Annotated in this window: 12 protein-coding genes; 6 read left to right on the top strand and 6 right to left on the bottom strand. The window is 70.6% G+C overall.

Annotated features, from left to right (window positions below; all coding sequences use genetic code 11):
* The first annotated feature begins 843 nt into the window (after window positions 1–843).
* The 4 genes from EV278_RS08775 (at window position 844) to mrdA (ending at window position 4,010) form a co-directional block, all read left to right on the top strand.
* Window positions 844–1,227, top strand: a complete 384-nt coding sequence (locus EV278_RS08775; RefSeq protein WP_132089481.1) for a hypothetical protein — start codon at window positions 844–846, stop codon at window positions 1,225–1,227.
* A gap of 31 nt (window positions 1,228–1,258) precedes the next feature.
* The gene (locus EV278_RS08770) at window positions 1,259–1,495 is read left to right on the top strand and encodes a hypothetical protein (protein ID WP_347812820.1); all 237 of its coding nucleotides are present in this window, start codon (window positions 1,259–1,261) and stop codon (window positions 1,493–1,495) included.
* 98 nt (window positions 1,496–1,593) lie between these two features.
* Complete coding sequence (locus EV278_RS08765; protein WP_132089474.1) at window positions 1,594–1,785, top strand: hypothetical protein; 192 nt, start codon at window positions 1,594–1,596, stop codon at window positions 1,783–1,785.
* 248 nt (window positions 1,786–2,033) lie between these two features.
* The gene (mrdA, locus tag EV278_RS08760) at window positions 2,034–4,010 is read left to right on the top strand and encodes a penicillin-binding protein 2 (RefSeq protein ID WP_132089471.1); all 1,977 of its coding nucleotides are present in this window, start codon (window positions 2,034–2,036) and stop codon (window positions 4,008–4,010) included.
* An 88-nt stretch (window positions 4,011–4,098) separates the two neighbouring features.
* On the opposite strand, the gene EV278_RS08755 is transcribed toward mrdA, so the two are convergent.
* From EV278_RS08755 to EV278_RS08740, 4 genes are all read right to left on the bottom strand, one after another.
* The gene (locus tag EV278_RS08755; RefSeq protein ID WP_132089468.1) at window positions 4,099–4,635 is read right to left on the bottom strand and encodes a heme-degrading domain-containing protein; all 537 of its coding nucleotides are present in this window, start codon (window positions 4,633–4,635) and stop codon (window positions 4,099–4,101) included.
* The gene (locus tag EV278_RS08750; RefSeq protein WP_132089465.1) at window positions 4,632–5,669 is read right to left on the bottom strand and encodes an oxidoreductase; all 1,038 of its coding nucleotides are present in this window, start codon (window positions 5,667–5,669) and stop codon (window positions 4,632–4,634) included. The genes EV278_RS08755 and EV278_RS08750 overlap by 4 nt, the downstream gene beginning before the upstream one ends.
* 82 nt (window positions 5,670–5,751) lie before the next feature.
* Complete coding sequence (locus tag EV278_RS08745) at window positions 5,752–7,026, bottom strand: MFS transporter (RefSeq protein WP_132089462.1); 1,275 nt, start codon at window positions 7,024–7,026, stop codon at window positions 5,752–5,754.
* Window positions 7,027–7,090: 64 nt separating this feature from the next.
* Window positions 7,091–7,906, bottom strand: a complete 816-nt coding sequence (locus tag EV278_RS08740; RefSeq protein ID WP_132089459.1) for a fumarylacetoacetate hydrolase family protein — start codon at window positions 7,904–7,906, stop codon at window positions 7,091–7,093.
* 151 nt (window positions 7,907–8,057) lie between these two features.
* Here EV278_RS08740 and EV278_RS08735 point away from each other — a divergent pair, with 151 nt between their 5' ends.
* Both EV278_RS08735 and ligD read left to right on the top strand, forming a co-directional pair.
* Complete coding sequence (locus EV278_RS08735; protein ID WP_132089456.1) at window positions 8,058–8,432, top strand: MmcQ/YjbR family DNA-binding protein; 375 nt, start codon at window positions 8,058–8,060, stop codon at window positions 8,430–8,432.
* Between the two features lie 53 nt (window positions 8,433–8,485).
* Complete coding sequence (ligD, locus tag EV278_RS08730; RefSeq protein ID WP_132089453.1) at window positions 8,486–11,224, top strand: DNA ligase D; 2,739 nt, start codon at window positions 8,486–8,488, stop codon at window positions 11,222–11,224.
* Window positions 11,225–11,237: 13 nt separating this feature from the next.
* On the opposite strand, the gene EV278_RS08725 is transcribed toward ligD, so the two are convergent.
* Both EV278_RS08725 and EV278_RS08720 read right to left on the bottom strand, forming a co-directional pair.
* Window positions 11,238–12,902, bottom strand: coding sequence for a M56 family metallopeptidase (locus EV278_RS08725; RefSeq protein ID WP_132089451.1), 1,665 nt, complete (start codon window positions 12,900–12,902; stop codon window positions 11,238–11,240).
* Entirely contained in the window at window positions 12,899–13,279 is a 381-nt protein-coding gene (locus EV278_RS08720; protein ID WP_243692133.1) for a BlaI/MecI/CopY family transcriptional regulator, read from the bottom strand. The genes EV278_RS08725 and EV278_RS08720 overlap by 4 nt, the downstream gene beginning before the upstream one ends.
* Window positions 13,280–13,364 lie beyond the last annotated feature (85 nt).

Below are 13,364 nucleotides of genomic sequence, written 5' to 3'. Positions count from 1 at the left end.
GGCGAGGCGGCGGGGCCGGGATCTGGGCATCGGGGTCTCTCGCTCGGTGGCGACGGGGGACACGGCCTGGCCGCCTCACGCGGCGGGCCGCTGAAGTTCGGGGAGGGCTGCGGAGCGCCGGGCCAGGCCCGGAAGCTTTTGTAGAAATACCGTTTCGACCAGGACCGACGCTCCGCGCGATCGTTATCCGGGAGCGTCCGGCGATCGGCCCTGTTGGGACCTCGCCAGTCTTAGCCCCCGACGGGCGGGCCGGGCTTGCGTCGCCCGGTCCCGGAACGCCTGCGTCACCGCAGGCCTGTCGCACCCTCGGCCCTCATCCAACGCCGTATCTGTGTTCCAGGCCCGGCCGGCACCAGATGGATGAGGTTTGGCGGCCCCTGACGAGACCGCCGCCGACGAGCGCGCCCGCTCGACCGCCCCCCAAGGCCGCGAAGGTCGCAGGCCTTAGCGCCCTCCCCATCGCCTTGAGGTGGTTTGATCATACGGCGGCGTGAGAGGTGGAGGATAAGTGGATTTGCGGCGTTGTTTTTGTTGGGGAAACGCGTCGTGAGCGATGGGAAGAAGTTTCTCGACGCGCTTTGGGCGCGATTTGGGACCGACGTTCGGCCGTTCTTCCGCACTTCGGATTTGGGGCCGAATGAGTTGAGTTCAAGTCTTGGCGAACGCCGTTTTATGCGTAGCTTTCGGAGCCCTTGAACCGAAAAGGGCCCCACCCCATGCCGCAATCGAACACCCCGCTCGCCACGGCGAGCGCGACGCAGTTCGCCGCCGCCGTTCGCGCCCGGTCCGTCAGCGCCCTGGACCTGGCCGGAAGGACGCGACGCCACCGCCTACCATCTGGCCTTGCCGGCCCCTCGGCGCGGTCGGCTTGCGGACTATCGGGTCTTCGTCCTGACCTGGCGCCCGACCGCGGCGGTCGATGACGAGATCGTCGCCGCCATCGACGACCTGGCCGCGATGCTGGAGAGGGCCGGGGCCTCGGTGTCCCGCCACAGCGAACTGCTGCCGTCCCTGGCCGACTCCCAGGCGCTGGTCGAGAAATTCGCCTGGGCCTACAGGTCCGGCATGAGCCCCGGCGCGCCGGAGCCCCGGGCGACGATCAAGGACTATCACGACTGCCTGGTCGCCCAGGAGGTGCTGCGGCGGGTCTGGGACGTGTTCTTTCCGGTCCTTCGACCTGGTGATCGCGCCCTGCTACGCCACGGCGGCCTTTGCGCCGTTCCCTGAGTCCAACCCCTGGCCGGGGGCGAACCGGACGTTGCGGGTCAATGGCGCCGAAGTTCCCTTCCGGCCGCAGACCGCCTGGCCGCTGATCGCCGGCATGCCGCACCTGCCGGCCACCGCCGCCCCGATCGGCCGCACCCGGGAAGGCCTGCCGATCGGCGTCCAGTTCATCGGGCCGTTCCTGGAGGATCTGACGACGATCGCCTTCGCGGGCCAGGTCCTCCGTGGCCCTGGGGATCACCGCCGAGATCGCGGCGGCGGGCGTCCGTGATGGTGTCCAATTTGGAGAGTTTTTGTAAATCTCTCACGAAAGTTGTGAAACGCCCATTTCTGTGTCAGGGTCCCCGGACAACAAGGAAAGGGCGTTTCATGCGTATCTTCCTGTACATCCTGGGTTTTCTCGTGGCCGCGGCCGTGGCCGTGCTGCCGTGGATCCTGATCTCGCCGATCACCTTCGTCACCGTCCTGGTCTCCGTGGCCGGGGTGGCGATGATCGTCCTGCTGATCATCGGCCTGGTGAAGGGCTGGGGCATCGGCCTGCAGCTCGGCGGCGGAACCTGAGTTGCCGGGGACAGGCCTGAGGGCCTGTCCCCGGTTGGTTTCCCGGTAGGCGGGGCGTTCACGCAAATGTTGTCCGTCGCGCCCAGGCCGGGCCATTGACGGCGACGCGGGCAGGTCCACTCTGAGGGTGGATCAACCCTAGCCTGCGGCCACCCCACCATCATGATTCTCCTGGCCGCCGCGACGCCGTCGCGCTGTCGAGCGACGTTGCTTGAGCCCGTCGTCCTGCCTGCCGGCGGGGCGGCGCGATGAGCGAGCCGGCGATCTTCTTCTCCGAGGTGAACGAGCGGCAGGGCATGTTCCACCGCCGCGCGTTCCTGATGGGCGGCCTGGCGGCGACCGGCCTGCTGGCCCTGGGCGGACGGCTGGCCCAGCTGCAGCTGGTCGAGGCCCAGCGCTACCAGAAACTTTCGGCCGGCAACCAGTTCAACTACCGCCTGACGCCGCCGCCGCGCGGGGCGATCTACGACCGCAACGGCGTGGTCCTGGCCTCCAACCGTCCCAACTTCCGCCTGCTGGTGACCAAGGACACGGGCTTCGACGCCCCCGCGACCCTGGACGAGCTGGCCCTGCTGGTCCCGATCGACGCGGCCCGCCGCGCGCGGCTGCTCAAGGATCTGGCCCACGCCCCGAAGAAGGCTCCGGTGGCGGTGATGGAGGACATGACCTGGGAGGAGTTCTCCCGCGTCAACATCCGCGCGCCCGAGCTGCCGGGGGTGACGGCCGACATGGGCGAGGTGCGGGTCTATCCGTTCGGCGGGGCCTTCGCCCACGTGATCGGCTACGTCGCCAAGGTCTCGGACCGGGATCTCGACAAGGCCAAGGACGACCCGACTCAGGACCAGGCCCTGCTGCACCATCCGGGCTTCCGGATCGGCAAGCTGGGGGTCGAGAAGGCCTTCGACACGGCCCTGCGCGGCCATGCGGGGGCCAACAAGGCCGAGGTCGACGCCCAGGGCCGCACGGTGCGCCTGGACCCGGAGGGCGACATTCCGGCCAAGCCCGGCGCGGACATCCGCCTGACCCTGGACGCCGACATCCAGAACCGGGCCCTGGAGGTGATGGGCGACGAGAGCGGGGCGATCGTGGTGATGGACTGCCGTAGCGGCGACCTGCTGGCCATGGCCTCGGCCCCCAGCTTCGACGCCAACCGCTTCGTCAAGGGGCTGTCCGGTCCGGAGTACAAGGCCCTGGCCCAGTACGAGCGCAAGCCTCTGCTGGACAAGGTGCTGAACGGCGCCTATCCGCCCGGCTCGACCTTCAAGCCGACCGTGGCCATGGCGGCCCTGACGGCGGGGGTGGACCCGACCGAGCGGGTGCTGTGCACCGGCGGCTGGGCGTTCGGCGGCCGGGTCTGGCACTGCCACAAGAAGGGCGGCCACGGGATGCAGGACATGCACGCCGCGATCAAGAATAGCTGCGACGTCTATTTCTACCAGATGGCCCTGCGGATCGGTCCCGACCCGATCGCGGCGGCGGCCAAGGCCTTCGGCTATGGCGGGACCTTCGACATCGGCATTCCGGGCCAGAAGAAGGGGCTGGTCGGCTCGCGCGAGTGGAAGAAGACCGCCTTCAAGCGCGACCCGGTCTGGCATCCGGGCGACAGCGTGCCGTACGGCATCGGCCAGGGCTATATCAACGTCAACGCCCTGCAGCTGGCGGTGATGGCCGCCCGGCTGGCCAACGGCCGCAAGGCGCTCAATCCGCGCCTGGTCAAGTCGGTCGGCGGGGTCGAGCAGCCGCACGGCGACGCCGTGCCCGACCTGCCGTTCAGCCAGGCGCACCTGGAGATCGTGCGGGCCGGCATGGCGGCGGTGGCCAACGACCCGACCGGCGGGGCCTTCAAGCAGAGCCAGCTGGGCCTGGGCGACGTCAAGATGGCCGGCAAGACCGGCACCGCCCAGGTGCGCCGGTACGCGGCCGGGGCCTCGCGCAGCAACCAGGGCGTCGCCTGGAAGCTGAAGGACCACAACCTGTTCATCGCCTTCGCGCCCTATGACGATCCGCGCTACGCCCTGTCGGTGATCATCGAGCACGGCGGCCAGTTCGGCTCCAGCGCCGCCGCGCCCCGGGCCCGCGAGGTGGTGCGCGTGGCGCTGCTGAAGGACCCGGAGATCCGCGCCCGCATCGAACGGCCGACCCCGCTGCCCGAGGCGCCGGACGAGGGGGAGGGAGACGCCGGCGCGGCGGACGCGCCGGTGGCGACGGGGGATGCGGAGGGGTGAGGCCTTATCCCCCATCCGCTCATCCCGGCGAAAGCCGGGACCCAAGCCGAGTCGGCAGGGCGGGTGTGGTCGCTTGATCAGCTCAGGGCTATTCTGAACCCCAGCTTGGGTCCCGGCTTTCGCCGGGATGAGCGGAGTTTTTAGCTGAACGTCCCAGAACCCGCTCCAGCACCTCGACCACCAGCGCATGGTCTTCCACCTGCGGCAGGCCGGAGACGGTGATCGCGCCGATGCAGCCCAGGCCCTCCAGGGTCAGCGGAAAGCCGCCGCCGTGGGCCGCGTGGTCGCGGGGGGACAGGCCGTAGCGCTGCTCCAGGGTCTCGCCCGAGGCCTTCAGCTTCAGCCCCACGGCCAGGGTGCTGGTCGCCAGCACCAGGACGGTGTTGCGCTTGCGGCGCAGCCAGTCGGCGTTGTCGGGACCCGCGCCGGGCAGGGCGGCGTGGAACAGCGGGCGCTCGCGCAGGCTGATGTCGATGGCCACCGGCGCGGCGCGGGCCAGGGCGGCGTCGCGCAGGGCGGTTCCCAGGGTCCAGGCGTCCTCCAGGGTGAAGCGCGGGAAGACCAGGGCCTGCTCCTGGGCGGCGATGGCGGCCAGCTGCTCGGCGCCAGAATCACCGGACCTCACAGCGACAGCTCCCGGCCCTCGGCGGCGCTGCGCTGGGCCAGGTCGATGAGCGCCATGACCGCCAGGGCCTCCTCCGGCGGGACGGGATTGGGGCCGTGGCCCGACAGGGCGTCGCGGATCGCCGCGTAATAGGCCAGGTAGTCGCCCGGGACGCCCTCGACGGTCCGGCTGGCCGTCCCGTCGCCATCGGGGACGGTCAGGGTTCCTGGCTGAGGATCGGCGCCCCAGCCTTGCGAACCGGGCGCGACGCCGGCCTTCAGGGCGTTTTCCTGCGGGTCCAGGCCGTGTTTCACAAAGCTGCCCCCCGTCCCGTGCACGGCCATCCGCAGGCGCGAGTCGACCGTCATCTGGCTGGCGTGCAGCAGCACCCGCAGGCGCGGATAGCGCAGCGCCAGGTGGAAATAGTCCGGGGCCAGGCCGCCGTCCTTCTGGACCGCCAGGTCGGCCCAGACCGCCTGGGGCGGGCCGAAGAGCCGCAGGGCCTGGTCGATCAGGTGCGGGCCCAGGTCCAGCAGGGCGCCGGCCCCGGGCTTCTCGCGCCAGCGGTCGCGGACCACCGGGCGGAAGCGGTCGAAGTGGCTCTCGTACTGGACGACCTCGCCCAGCGACCCGTCGGCGATCAGGGCCTTGAGGGTGAGGAAGTCGCTGTCCCAGCGGCGGTTGTGGAAGATGCTCAGCAGCTTGCCGGCCCGCTGGGCGTGGTCGGCGACGGCGCGGGCCTCGTCCAGGGTGGCGGCGAACGGCTTGTCGATGACCACCGCCTTGCGGGCGTCGAGCGCCGCATGGGCCTGGGCCGCGTGCAGCGGGTCGGGGGTGGCGATCACCACCAGGTCGATCTCGGCGTCGGCCAGGGCGGCGTCGAGGTTGGGCGCGACCTTCACGGCCGGATGGTCGGCCAGGACCTTGGCGGGGTCGCTGGACACCACCGTGTGCAGCAGCAGGCCGGGCGTGGCGGCGATCAGCGGGGCGTGGAAGGTCTTGCCGACGAAGCCGTAGCCGGCCAGGGCGACCTTGAAGGGGAGGGGGGAGGACATGGAGTCCTTATACCGCCTCCCCACGAAAAAGCCCCCGATCTCACGACCGGGGGCTCGCTTTCGAGGCGTCCGGGACGGTCGATCAGACCTTCACCGGCTCCATCTTCGGGGTCAGCAGGTGCACCACCAGCAGGGCGATCAGGTAGGCGCTGCCCGCGACGATGAAGATCGGGGTGTACGTGCCGATCTGGTCGAGCACCCGGCCGATGTACTTGGAGAACACCATGCCGCCGACCGCGCCCAGCATGCCGCCGATGCCGACGACCGAGCCCACCGCGCCGCGCGGGAACACGTCCGACGGCAGGGTGTAGAGGTTGGCCGAGAAGCCCTGGTGGGCGGCGGTGGCGACGCCGATGATCAGCACGGCGACGATCAGGCTGTCGACATTGGCCGCGAACATCACCGGCACGGCCAGCAGGGCGCAGACCAGCATGGTGGTCTTGCGGGCGGCGTTGATGCTCCACCCGGCCTTCATCAGGCGCGAGGACAGCCATCCGCCGGCGACGCTGCCGACGTCGCTCATCAGGTAGATGGCGATCAGCGGCGGGCCGAACGACTTCAGGTCCAGGCCGTAGCGCTTGCCCAGGAAATCGGGCAGCCAGAACAGGAACATCCACCAGATCGGGTCGATCAGGAACTTACCCAGGGCGAAGGCCCAGGTTTCCTTCTTGCCCAGCAGCTTGACCCAGCCGATCTTCTGGACCGGGTCGGCTGGATCCTGCTCGATATGGGCCAGTTCAGCGGCGGACAGACCCTTGGCCTCGCGCGGGCGACGATAGACGATCAGCCACAGCGGCAGCCACAGCAGGCCGGCCACGCCCGTGACGATGAAGGCCATCTGCCAGCCGAAGGCCAGCACGATGCCGGGCACGACCAGCGGGGTGACGATGGCGCCGATATTGGTGCCGGCGTTGAAGATGCCCGTGGCCAGGGCCCGCTCGTTCTTGGGGAACCATTCGGCCACGGCCTTGATGCCGCCGGGGAAGCCGCCGGCCTCGCCGATCCCCAGGCCCATGCGGGCCACGGCGAAGCCGGTGAAGCCGCGCGCCAGGGCGTGGCCGATATGGGCGGCCTGCCAGATCAGGAACGCCACGCCGAAGCCCCAGCGGGCCCCGATCCTGTCCATGATCTTGCCCCAGGCCATGTAGGCGACGGCGTAGGCCAGCTGGAAGTAGAACACCAGGTCGGCGTAGTGGGTCTCGTCCCAGCCGAATTCCTTGCTCAGGTCTGCCTTGAGCAGGCCGATGGTCTGGCGATCGACATAGTTGATCACCATCGCCAGGAACAGCAGGCCGACAATCACCCACCTGTACCGCCCGATCTTCGCAGACGGAGCCGGCATCGTTGGAGCGTCCATGGACGTCACATCCTCACCCTTAGGCTTGTAGTTATTCCGACGCCCCCGCCGGTTTTCCGATCGTTCAGGCCGGAATCGCGACGCAGGCGACGCTTCCGAACGGGCCGAAGTCTACGCGGGACGTGTCGCCGGCCGCAATGTCGTGAATTCCGGTGCTGGCGCCGGTGGTGACCAGCATGCCCTTTTTCAGCGGACGGCCGCGCGAGGCGACGTGGCCCAGCAGGAAGGCCAAGGCCGACAGGGGGGAGCCGGGGATCGAGGCCGCGCCGCCCTTGCCCACGGACACGCCGTTGATGAAGGTCTCGGCCGGCATGTCTTCCCAGGCGATGTCGCGCCAGTTGTCGATCACGGGACCCAGGATCTGGCCGTCGTTGTTGCCGAAGTCGGAGGCGACGATCGGCGGGCCCAGCTGGTTGATGGTGGCCAGCGGGCTGCCGGCGATCTCGATGCCCAGGATCAGCTCGCCCACATAGTCGGCGGCTTCCTGCGCGGTCCATTCGATCTTGTCGACCGGGGCGTCCTTGCCCAGACGGATGATGAACTCGGCTTCGACGGCGGTGAAGCCGCCGGCGATGGCGCGGAACGGCGTGGGCCGCTCGCCCGCGTCCCAGACCTTGGTCTTGAAGATGCAGCCGGCCAGGCGCTCGGCGCCCAGGCGCTCGCGGTGCTGCGGCGGCACCAAGCCGACCTTCCAGCCGACCAGCTCGTCGGGCCACAGATCGATGGCGATGTCCTGCACCGCGTAGCCTTCGGCCATGGACTGGGGCAGGACGCCGCCCGGATAGCCGGGGACCGACACGCCCTTCAGGCGCGCTTCGACGAACTGGGGGGCGATGGACGCCGGTGCGAACACCTCGCTCTCGGCCTCGGAAACGGTCACGCCGCGAATCCTCCCTCGCGAAACACACATACAGTCCCGTTCGACGGGCTTTGGTCGTGCATAATGGAAACCGGTGTCATTGACAATCGGCCACGCGACACCGGTGGCAAGGGGATTGTCATGCCCGCGCCGCAGGGTTTTCACTGCCCTCATGGTCGACCTTCCCAAGATCCGCGCCGCGATGCTGGCCCTGCCCGAGGTCGAGGCGGGCGACTCCGAGGAGTCGCTGAGCTTCTCGGTGCGCGGCAAGGGCCTGTCCTGGCCCTATCTGGCGCGCGCCGCGCCCAAGGGCCGGCGTGAGCTCGTGCCCGGGGTGCTGGCCGTGCGCTGCCGGATGGAGAAGAAAGAACTGCTGCTGGAGGCCGCGCCCGACACCTTCTTCGACGACGCCCACTATCGCGGCTTTCCGGCGGTGCTGGTGCGGCTGGACACGATCGAGACGGCGGATTTGAGCGCCCTGCTTGAAGACGCCTGGCGCGTGGTGGCGCCTAAGAGCCTGGTCAAGCGCGTGGACGCCGGGAGCTAGGGAACCGCCCGCCCGCCGCGCGCCTTCACCTAGGCACGATACGGAGCCCCGCCATGGCCCAGGGACAACTCGCCGAATACCGCCGCAAGCGCGATTTCCACAAGACCGCCGAGCCCAGCGGCGACGCCGCCGTCGCCCCCGCGCCCCATGCCCGGTTCGTGATCCAGAAGCACGACGCCACGCGCCTGCACTACGACTTCCGGCTGGAGGTCGACGGGGTGCTGAAATCGTGGGCGGTGACCAAGGGGCCGTCGCTGGATCCGGCCGACAAGCGGCTGTCGGTCGAGGTCGAGGACCACCCGCTGGACTATGGCGACTTCGAGGGCACCATTCCCAAGGGCCAGTACGGCGGCGGCACGGTGCAGCTGTGGGACCGCGGCTACTGGGCGCCCGAGCCGGGTTTCGAGGACGTGGCCAAGGCTCTGAAGAAGGGCGAGCTGAAGTTCGTGCTGGAGGGCGAGCGGCTGCACGGCTCGTGGGTGCTGGTGCGGATGAACTGGGACCGCAACGCCAAGGACGGGAAAGGCAAGCGCTCCAACTGGCTGCTGATCAAGCACAATGACGAGGCGGCGCGGCCGGGCGAGGGGACGGCGGTCCTGGAGGAGGACGCCTCGATCGCCTCAGGCCGGACCATGGCCGACATCGCCGCCGGCAAGGGCAAGGGACCGGCGCCCTTCATCCTGCGCAGGAAGGGCAAGGGCGACGCGGTCTGGACCTCACGGACCAAGGCCGAGCGCGAGGCTCTGCAGAAGGAGGCGCTGGAGACGCGGACGTTCAAATCCGCTCATCCCGACGAAAGTCGGGACCCAAGCGGCGATGGCGGATCAACCTCGAAGCGAAACCCCAAGCTCGGCTTGGGTCCCGGCGCTCGCCGGGATGAGCGGAAGAAGGGGAAGGCCCTGCCCGACTTCATCGAGCCCCAGCTGTGCAAGACCCTGGACCGACCGCCGAACGGCCTGGGCTGGGCGCACGAGATCAAGTTCGACGGCTATCGCGTCCAGCTGCGCGTCGAGGATGGCCGGGCCACTCTGCGCACCCGCAAGGGCCTGGACTGGACCGCAAGGTTCGCCGCCATCGCCCAGGCGGCCGCCGACCTGCCCGACAGCATCCTGGACGGCGAGGTGGTGGCCCTGGACGCCGCCGGCCAGCCCGACTTCGCCGGCCTGCAGGCGGCGCTGTCGGACGGCGACAGCGGTGACCTGATCTTTTTCGCCTTCGACCTGCTGGCCCAGGACGGCGAGGACCTGCGCGATCTGCCGCTGCGCGAGCGCAAGGCGCGGCTGAAGGCGATGATGGGCGAGGACAAGCCGCGCCTGCGCTTCGTCGACCATTTCGAGACCGCCGGCGACGCGGTGCTGCTGTCGGCCTGCAAGCTGGAGCTGGAGGGCATCATCTCCAAACGGCTGGACGCGCCGTACCGCTCGGGTCGCAGCGAGACCTGGACCAAGGCCAAGTGCCGGGCGGGGCACGACGTGGTGATCGGCGGCTATACGACGACCGGCTCGGCCTTCCGTTCGTTGATCGCCGGGGTGATGCGCGACGGCAAGCTGACCCATGTCGGCCGGATCGGCACGGGCTTTGGCCGTGACAAGGTCGCCAAGCTGCTGCCCCGCCTGAAGGCGCTGGAGACCGACAAATCGCCGTTCGAAGGCAGGGGCGCGCCGCGCAAGGCCGCCAACATGCACTGGGTCAAGCCGCAGCTGGTGGCCGAGATCGAATATGCCGGCTTCACCGGCGACGGCTCGATCCGCCAGGCCTCGTTCAAGGGGCTGCGCGAGGACATCCCGGCCGCCGAGGTCGAGGCCGAGGTTCCGGCCAAGGCCGAGACGGCCGAGCTGGCGACCCCGACCCCGAAGGCCGCGGCCAAGGCGGGTGACAAGGCGTCGGGAACGGTGTCGACGGCCAAGGCCGACAGCATCGTGCTGGGGGTGACGATCTCCAAGCCCGACAAGCCGCTGTGGCCGGACGTCGACGGCGCGCCGGCCAGCAAGATCGACCTGGCCCGCTACATGGCGGCGGTGGGCGAATGGATGCTGCCGCACATCAAGGGCCGGCCGGCCTCGATCATCCGGGTGCCGGACGGCGTCGGCGGCGAGACCTTCTTCCAGCGCCACGCGATGCGCGGGATGTCGTCGCTGATCGAGCAGGTGTCGGTCAGGGGCGACCGCCAGCCCTACATCCAGTTCGACCGGATCGAGGCCCTGGTCGCCGCCGCCCAGATCGCCGCCGTCGAGATCCATCCCTGGAACTGCCAGCCGAACGACCCCGAAGTGGCCGGCCGCCTGGTCTTCGACCTGGATCCGGCCCCGGGGGTGACTTTTGAGGACGTGATCGCCGGGGCGCGGGAGGTTCGTGACCGGCTGGAGGAGCTGGGCCTGACCAGTTTCTGCAAGACCACCGGCGGCAAGGGCCTGCACGTGGTGACCCCGCTTTCGGACAAAGTCCCGTGGGACGCGGCCAAGGCCTTCGCCCGCGAGGTCTGCGCCCGCATGGCCGCCGACGCGCCCGACCAGTACTTGATCACCATGAGCAAGAAGGCGCGGGAGGGGCGGATCTTCCTGGACTACCTGCGTAACGACCGCACCTCGACCGCCGTGGCGCCCCTGTCGGCCCGCGCGCGGCCCGGCGGGACGGTGTCGATGCCGCTGAACTGGACCCAGGTGAAGGCCGGGCTGGACCCGAAGACGTACACCATCCGCACCGCCCCGGCCCTGATCGCCAGGAGCACGGCCTGGGAGGACTATTTCGACTCGGCCAAGCCCCTGAAGGCGGCGATCAAGCGGCTGGGATAGGGGGCAAAGCCCCCTAGCTCGCCCGCCGCGCCTCCTGGGCCAGCCGGTCGGCCTGGCGGTCCAGCTCGTCGGCCTGGGCCGGCAGGTGATCGGCGACGCCGCGCAGTTCGGCGTCGGTGACGACGTGGCCGCGGGCCCTGTTCTCCTCGATCTGCTTGGCGCGATAGGCGGGGTCGCGCAGGCGGGCGGCTTCCTCGCGCATTTCCTGGGCGCCCTGGCGCATCTGCACCGCGCCCTGGGCCATCTGGGCGCGGGCCTTGACCATCTGGCGCGCGGCCTCCTGGCGGGCCTGCTCGCCGATCTTGCGAGCCCATTCCCCGTCGGCCCTGGCCCGCTCCGCTTCGACCCGCGCCTGGTCGGCGGCGAGGCGGGCCTGGGCGCGGGCCTCGTGGGCCTGGCGCCGGGCCTCGGCCGCCTGGGCGCGGGCTTCGACGGCGGCGCGCGACTCTTCGGGCGTGGCCGAGCGGAAATAGCTGTAGCCGGAGCCTGCGGGCGGAGGCGGGGGAGGAGGAGGAGGAGGAGGCGGCGGCGGAGGCGGCGGAGGCGGTGGCTCGGGCGGCGGCGGGACGGGCGGAAGCGGCGGCGGGACCAGGGCGGCCATGGTGATCGCTTCCACGGGCGGAGGCGGCGCGGGCGGCGCGGGCGGAACCGGGGGGGCGGCGAGGGCCGGAACCGGCGGCGGCGCGGGCGGGACCGGCGGCGCGACCCAGTCCTGGCGGGTGACGGCCAGGGCGGCCAGCGGGGTGGCCGCGCTGGCCAGGGCGGCGATGGCCAGGACCACGGTCAGCGGCCGGCGGCGGGCGGAGGTGTCGGTCATCAGGCAAGCGATCCTTGTCTTCAGCGTCCGGGCGTCAGCGGCCATGGCGGTGGCGGCGCCCAGAACCGGACGGGCGGAGGGGCGGGGATGGGCGGCAAGGCCGATCAGGGCCTTGGCGTAGAGGGTGCGGTCGATGGTCTGGACGGCGGCGGCGTCAGCGGCCTCCTCCGAGCGTTCGGCGAGCACAGCGTGCAGCCGCCAGACCAGCGGGTTGAACCAGAAGATCGCCAGGACCAGCCGCGACAGGACCAGGAAGATCCAGTCGTGCCGCCGCAGGTGGGCCATCTCGTGGGCCAGGATGGCCGGGGCGGCGCCGGGCCGGGCCAGGCTGTCCGGGTCGACCAGGATCGAGCCCGGCGCGACGCCCCAGCTGAGCGGGCTGGCGATGCGGTCGCTGGACACCAGGGCGGGACGGTCCTCGGGGGGCAGGTCCTCGAGCGGCGCCAGCCAGTCGGCCTCGGTCACCGGGCGGCCCTGGCGGGTCCAGCGGTCCAGGGTGCGCAGGCCCAGCAGCAGCCGGCCGGTGATCGCCACGAAGCCCAGCAGCCACAGGCCGCCGACCAGGTCGGCCGTGTCGGGCGAACGCCAGGTGGGAGCGGTCGGCGCGGCGCCCGCCAAGCCTTGCCCCGTCAACGGCGCGACGAGCGTCACGGACGGCGGCGGCGAGGCGGGCAGCAGAGCCAGGTCCAGGACCGGCAGGAGGTTCATGATCACCGGCAGGGCCAGCAGCAGGCAGACCGTGGCGCGCAGGATGTCCACCCGCTCGACCGGTCGCCGGGTCAGGAACCGCGCGCAGGCCAGGCCGGCGCCGGCCACCAGGCTGGACTTGACCAGCAACGAAGCGAGCAGGGTCCAGGTCATGGCTTGCGCTCCACCGCCTGGTCGATCATCCGCTCCAGGGCCGCGGCCTCCTCCGGGGTCAGCCGCTGGCCCAGGCCCAGCAGGGCGGTGGCGGCGCTGGCCGCCGAGCCGGCGAAGAAGGTGTCGATCATCCGTCGCAGGGCGCCGGCCGCGACGGCCTCGGTCCGCTGGGCGGGGCTGTACAGGAAGCCGTCGGGTCCCGGCGTCCGCTCGACCAGCCCCTTGGCCTCCAGCCGCGAGAGCAGGGTGCGAACGGCGGAGTCGCTGAGCGGGTCGGACAGGCCCGCGCGGACGGCGGCGGCGGTGGAGGACTCCAGGCGGCACAGGGTCTCGAAGACCTCGCGCTCGCGCCTGGGCAGAGATTCGATCACGGCCATCTCCCTGACAATCACCGCCGTTCGGCGACGTTACATTTGTAGCGTTACATATGTAGTGAATAACGTCCGCAATGCGGCGGGCGAA

The sequence above is a fragment of the Caulobacter sp. BK020 genome, assembly GCF_004342605.1.
Taxonomy (GTDB): domain Bacteria; phylum Pseudomonadota; class Alphaproteobacteria; order Caulobacterales; family Caulobacteraceae; genus Caulobacter.
Note: the sequence above shows the minus strand (reverse complement) of the source record. Positions and strands in the feature narration are given on the sequence as shown.

Bases quoted from the DNA above. Each gene is read 5' to 3' on its own strand.
- EV278_RS08765 (WP_132089474.1), top strand. From the start codon at position 1,594: ATGCGTATCTTCCTGTACATCCTGGGTTTTCTCGTGGCCGCGGCCGTG.
- mrdA (WP_132089471.1), top strand. From the start codon at position 2,034: ATGAGCGAGCCGGCGATCTTCTTCTCCGAGGTGAACGAGCGGCAGGGC.
- EV278_RS08750 (WP_132089465.1), bottom strand. From the start codon at position 5,669: ATGTCCTCCCCCCTCCCCTTCAAGGTCGCCCTGGCCGGCTACGGCTTC.
- EV278_RS08745 (WP_132089462.1), bottom strand. From the start codon at position 7,026: ATGGACGCTCCAACGATGCCGGCTCCGTCTGCGAAGATCGGGCGGTAC.
- EV278_RS08735 (WP_132089456.1), top strand. From the start codon at position 8,058: ATGGTCGACCTTCCCAAGATCCGCGCCGCGATGCTGGCCCTGCCCGAG.
- ligD (WP_132089453.1), top strand. From the start codon at position 8,486: ATGGCCCAGGGACAACTCGCCGAATACCGCCGCAAGCGCGATTTCCAC.
- EV278_RS08725 (WP_132089451.1), bottom strand. From the start codon at position 12,902: ATGACCTGGACCCTGCTCGCTTCGTTGCTGGTCAAGTCCAGCCTGGTG.
- EV278_RS08720 (WP_243692133.1), bottom strand. From the start codon at position 13,279: ATGGCCGTGATCGAATCTCTGCCCAGGCGCGAGCGCGAGGTCTTCGAG.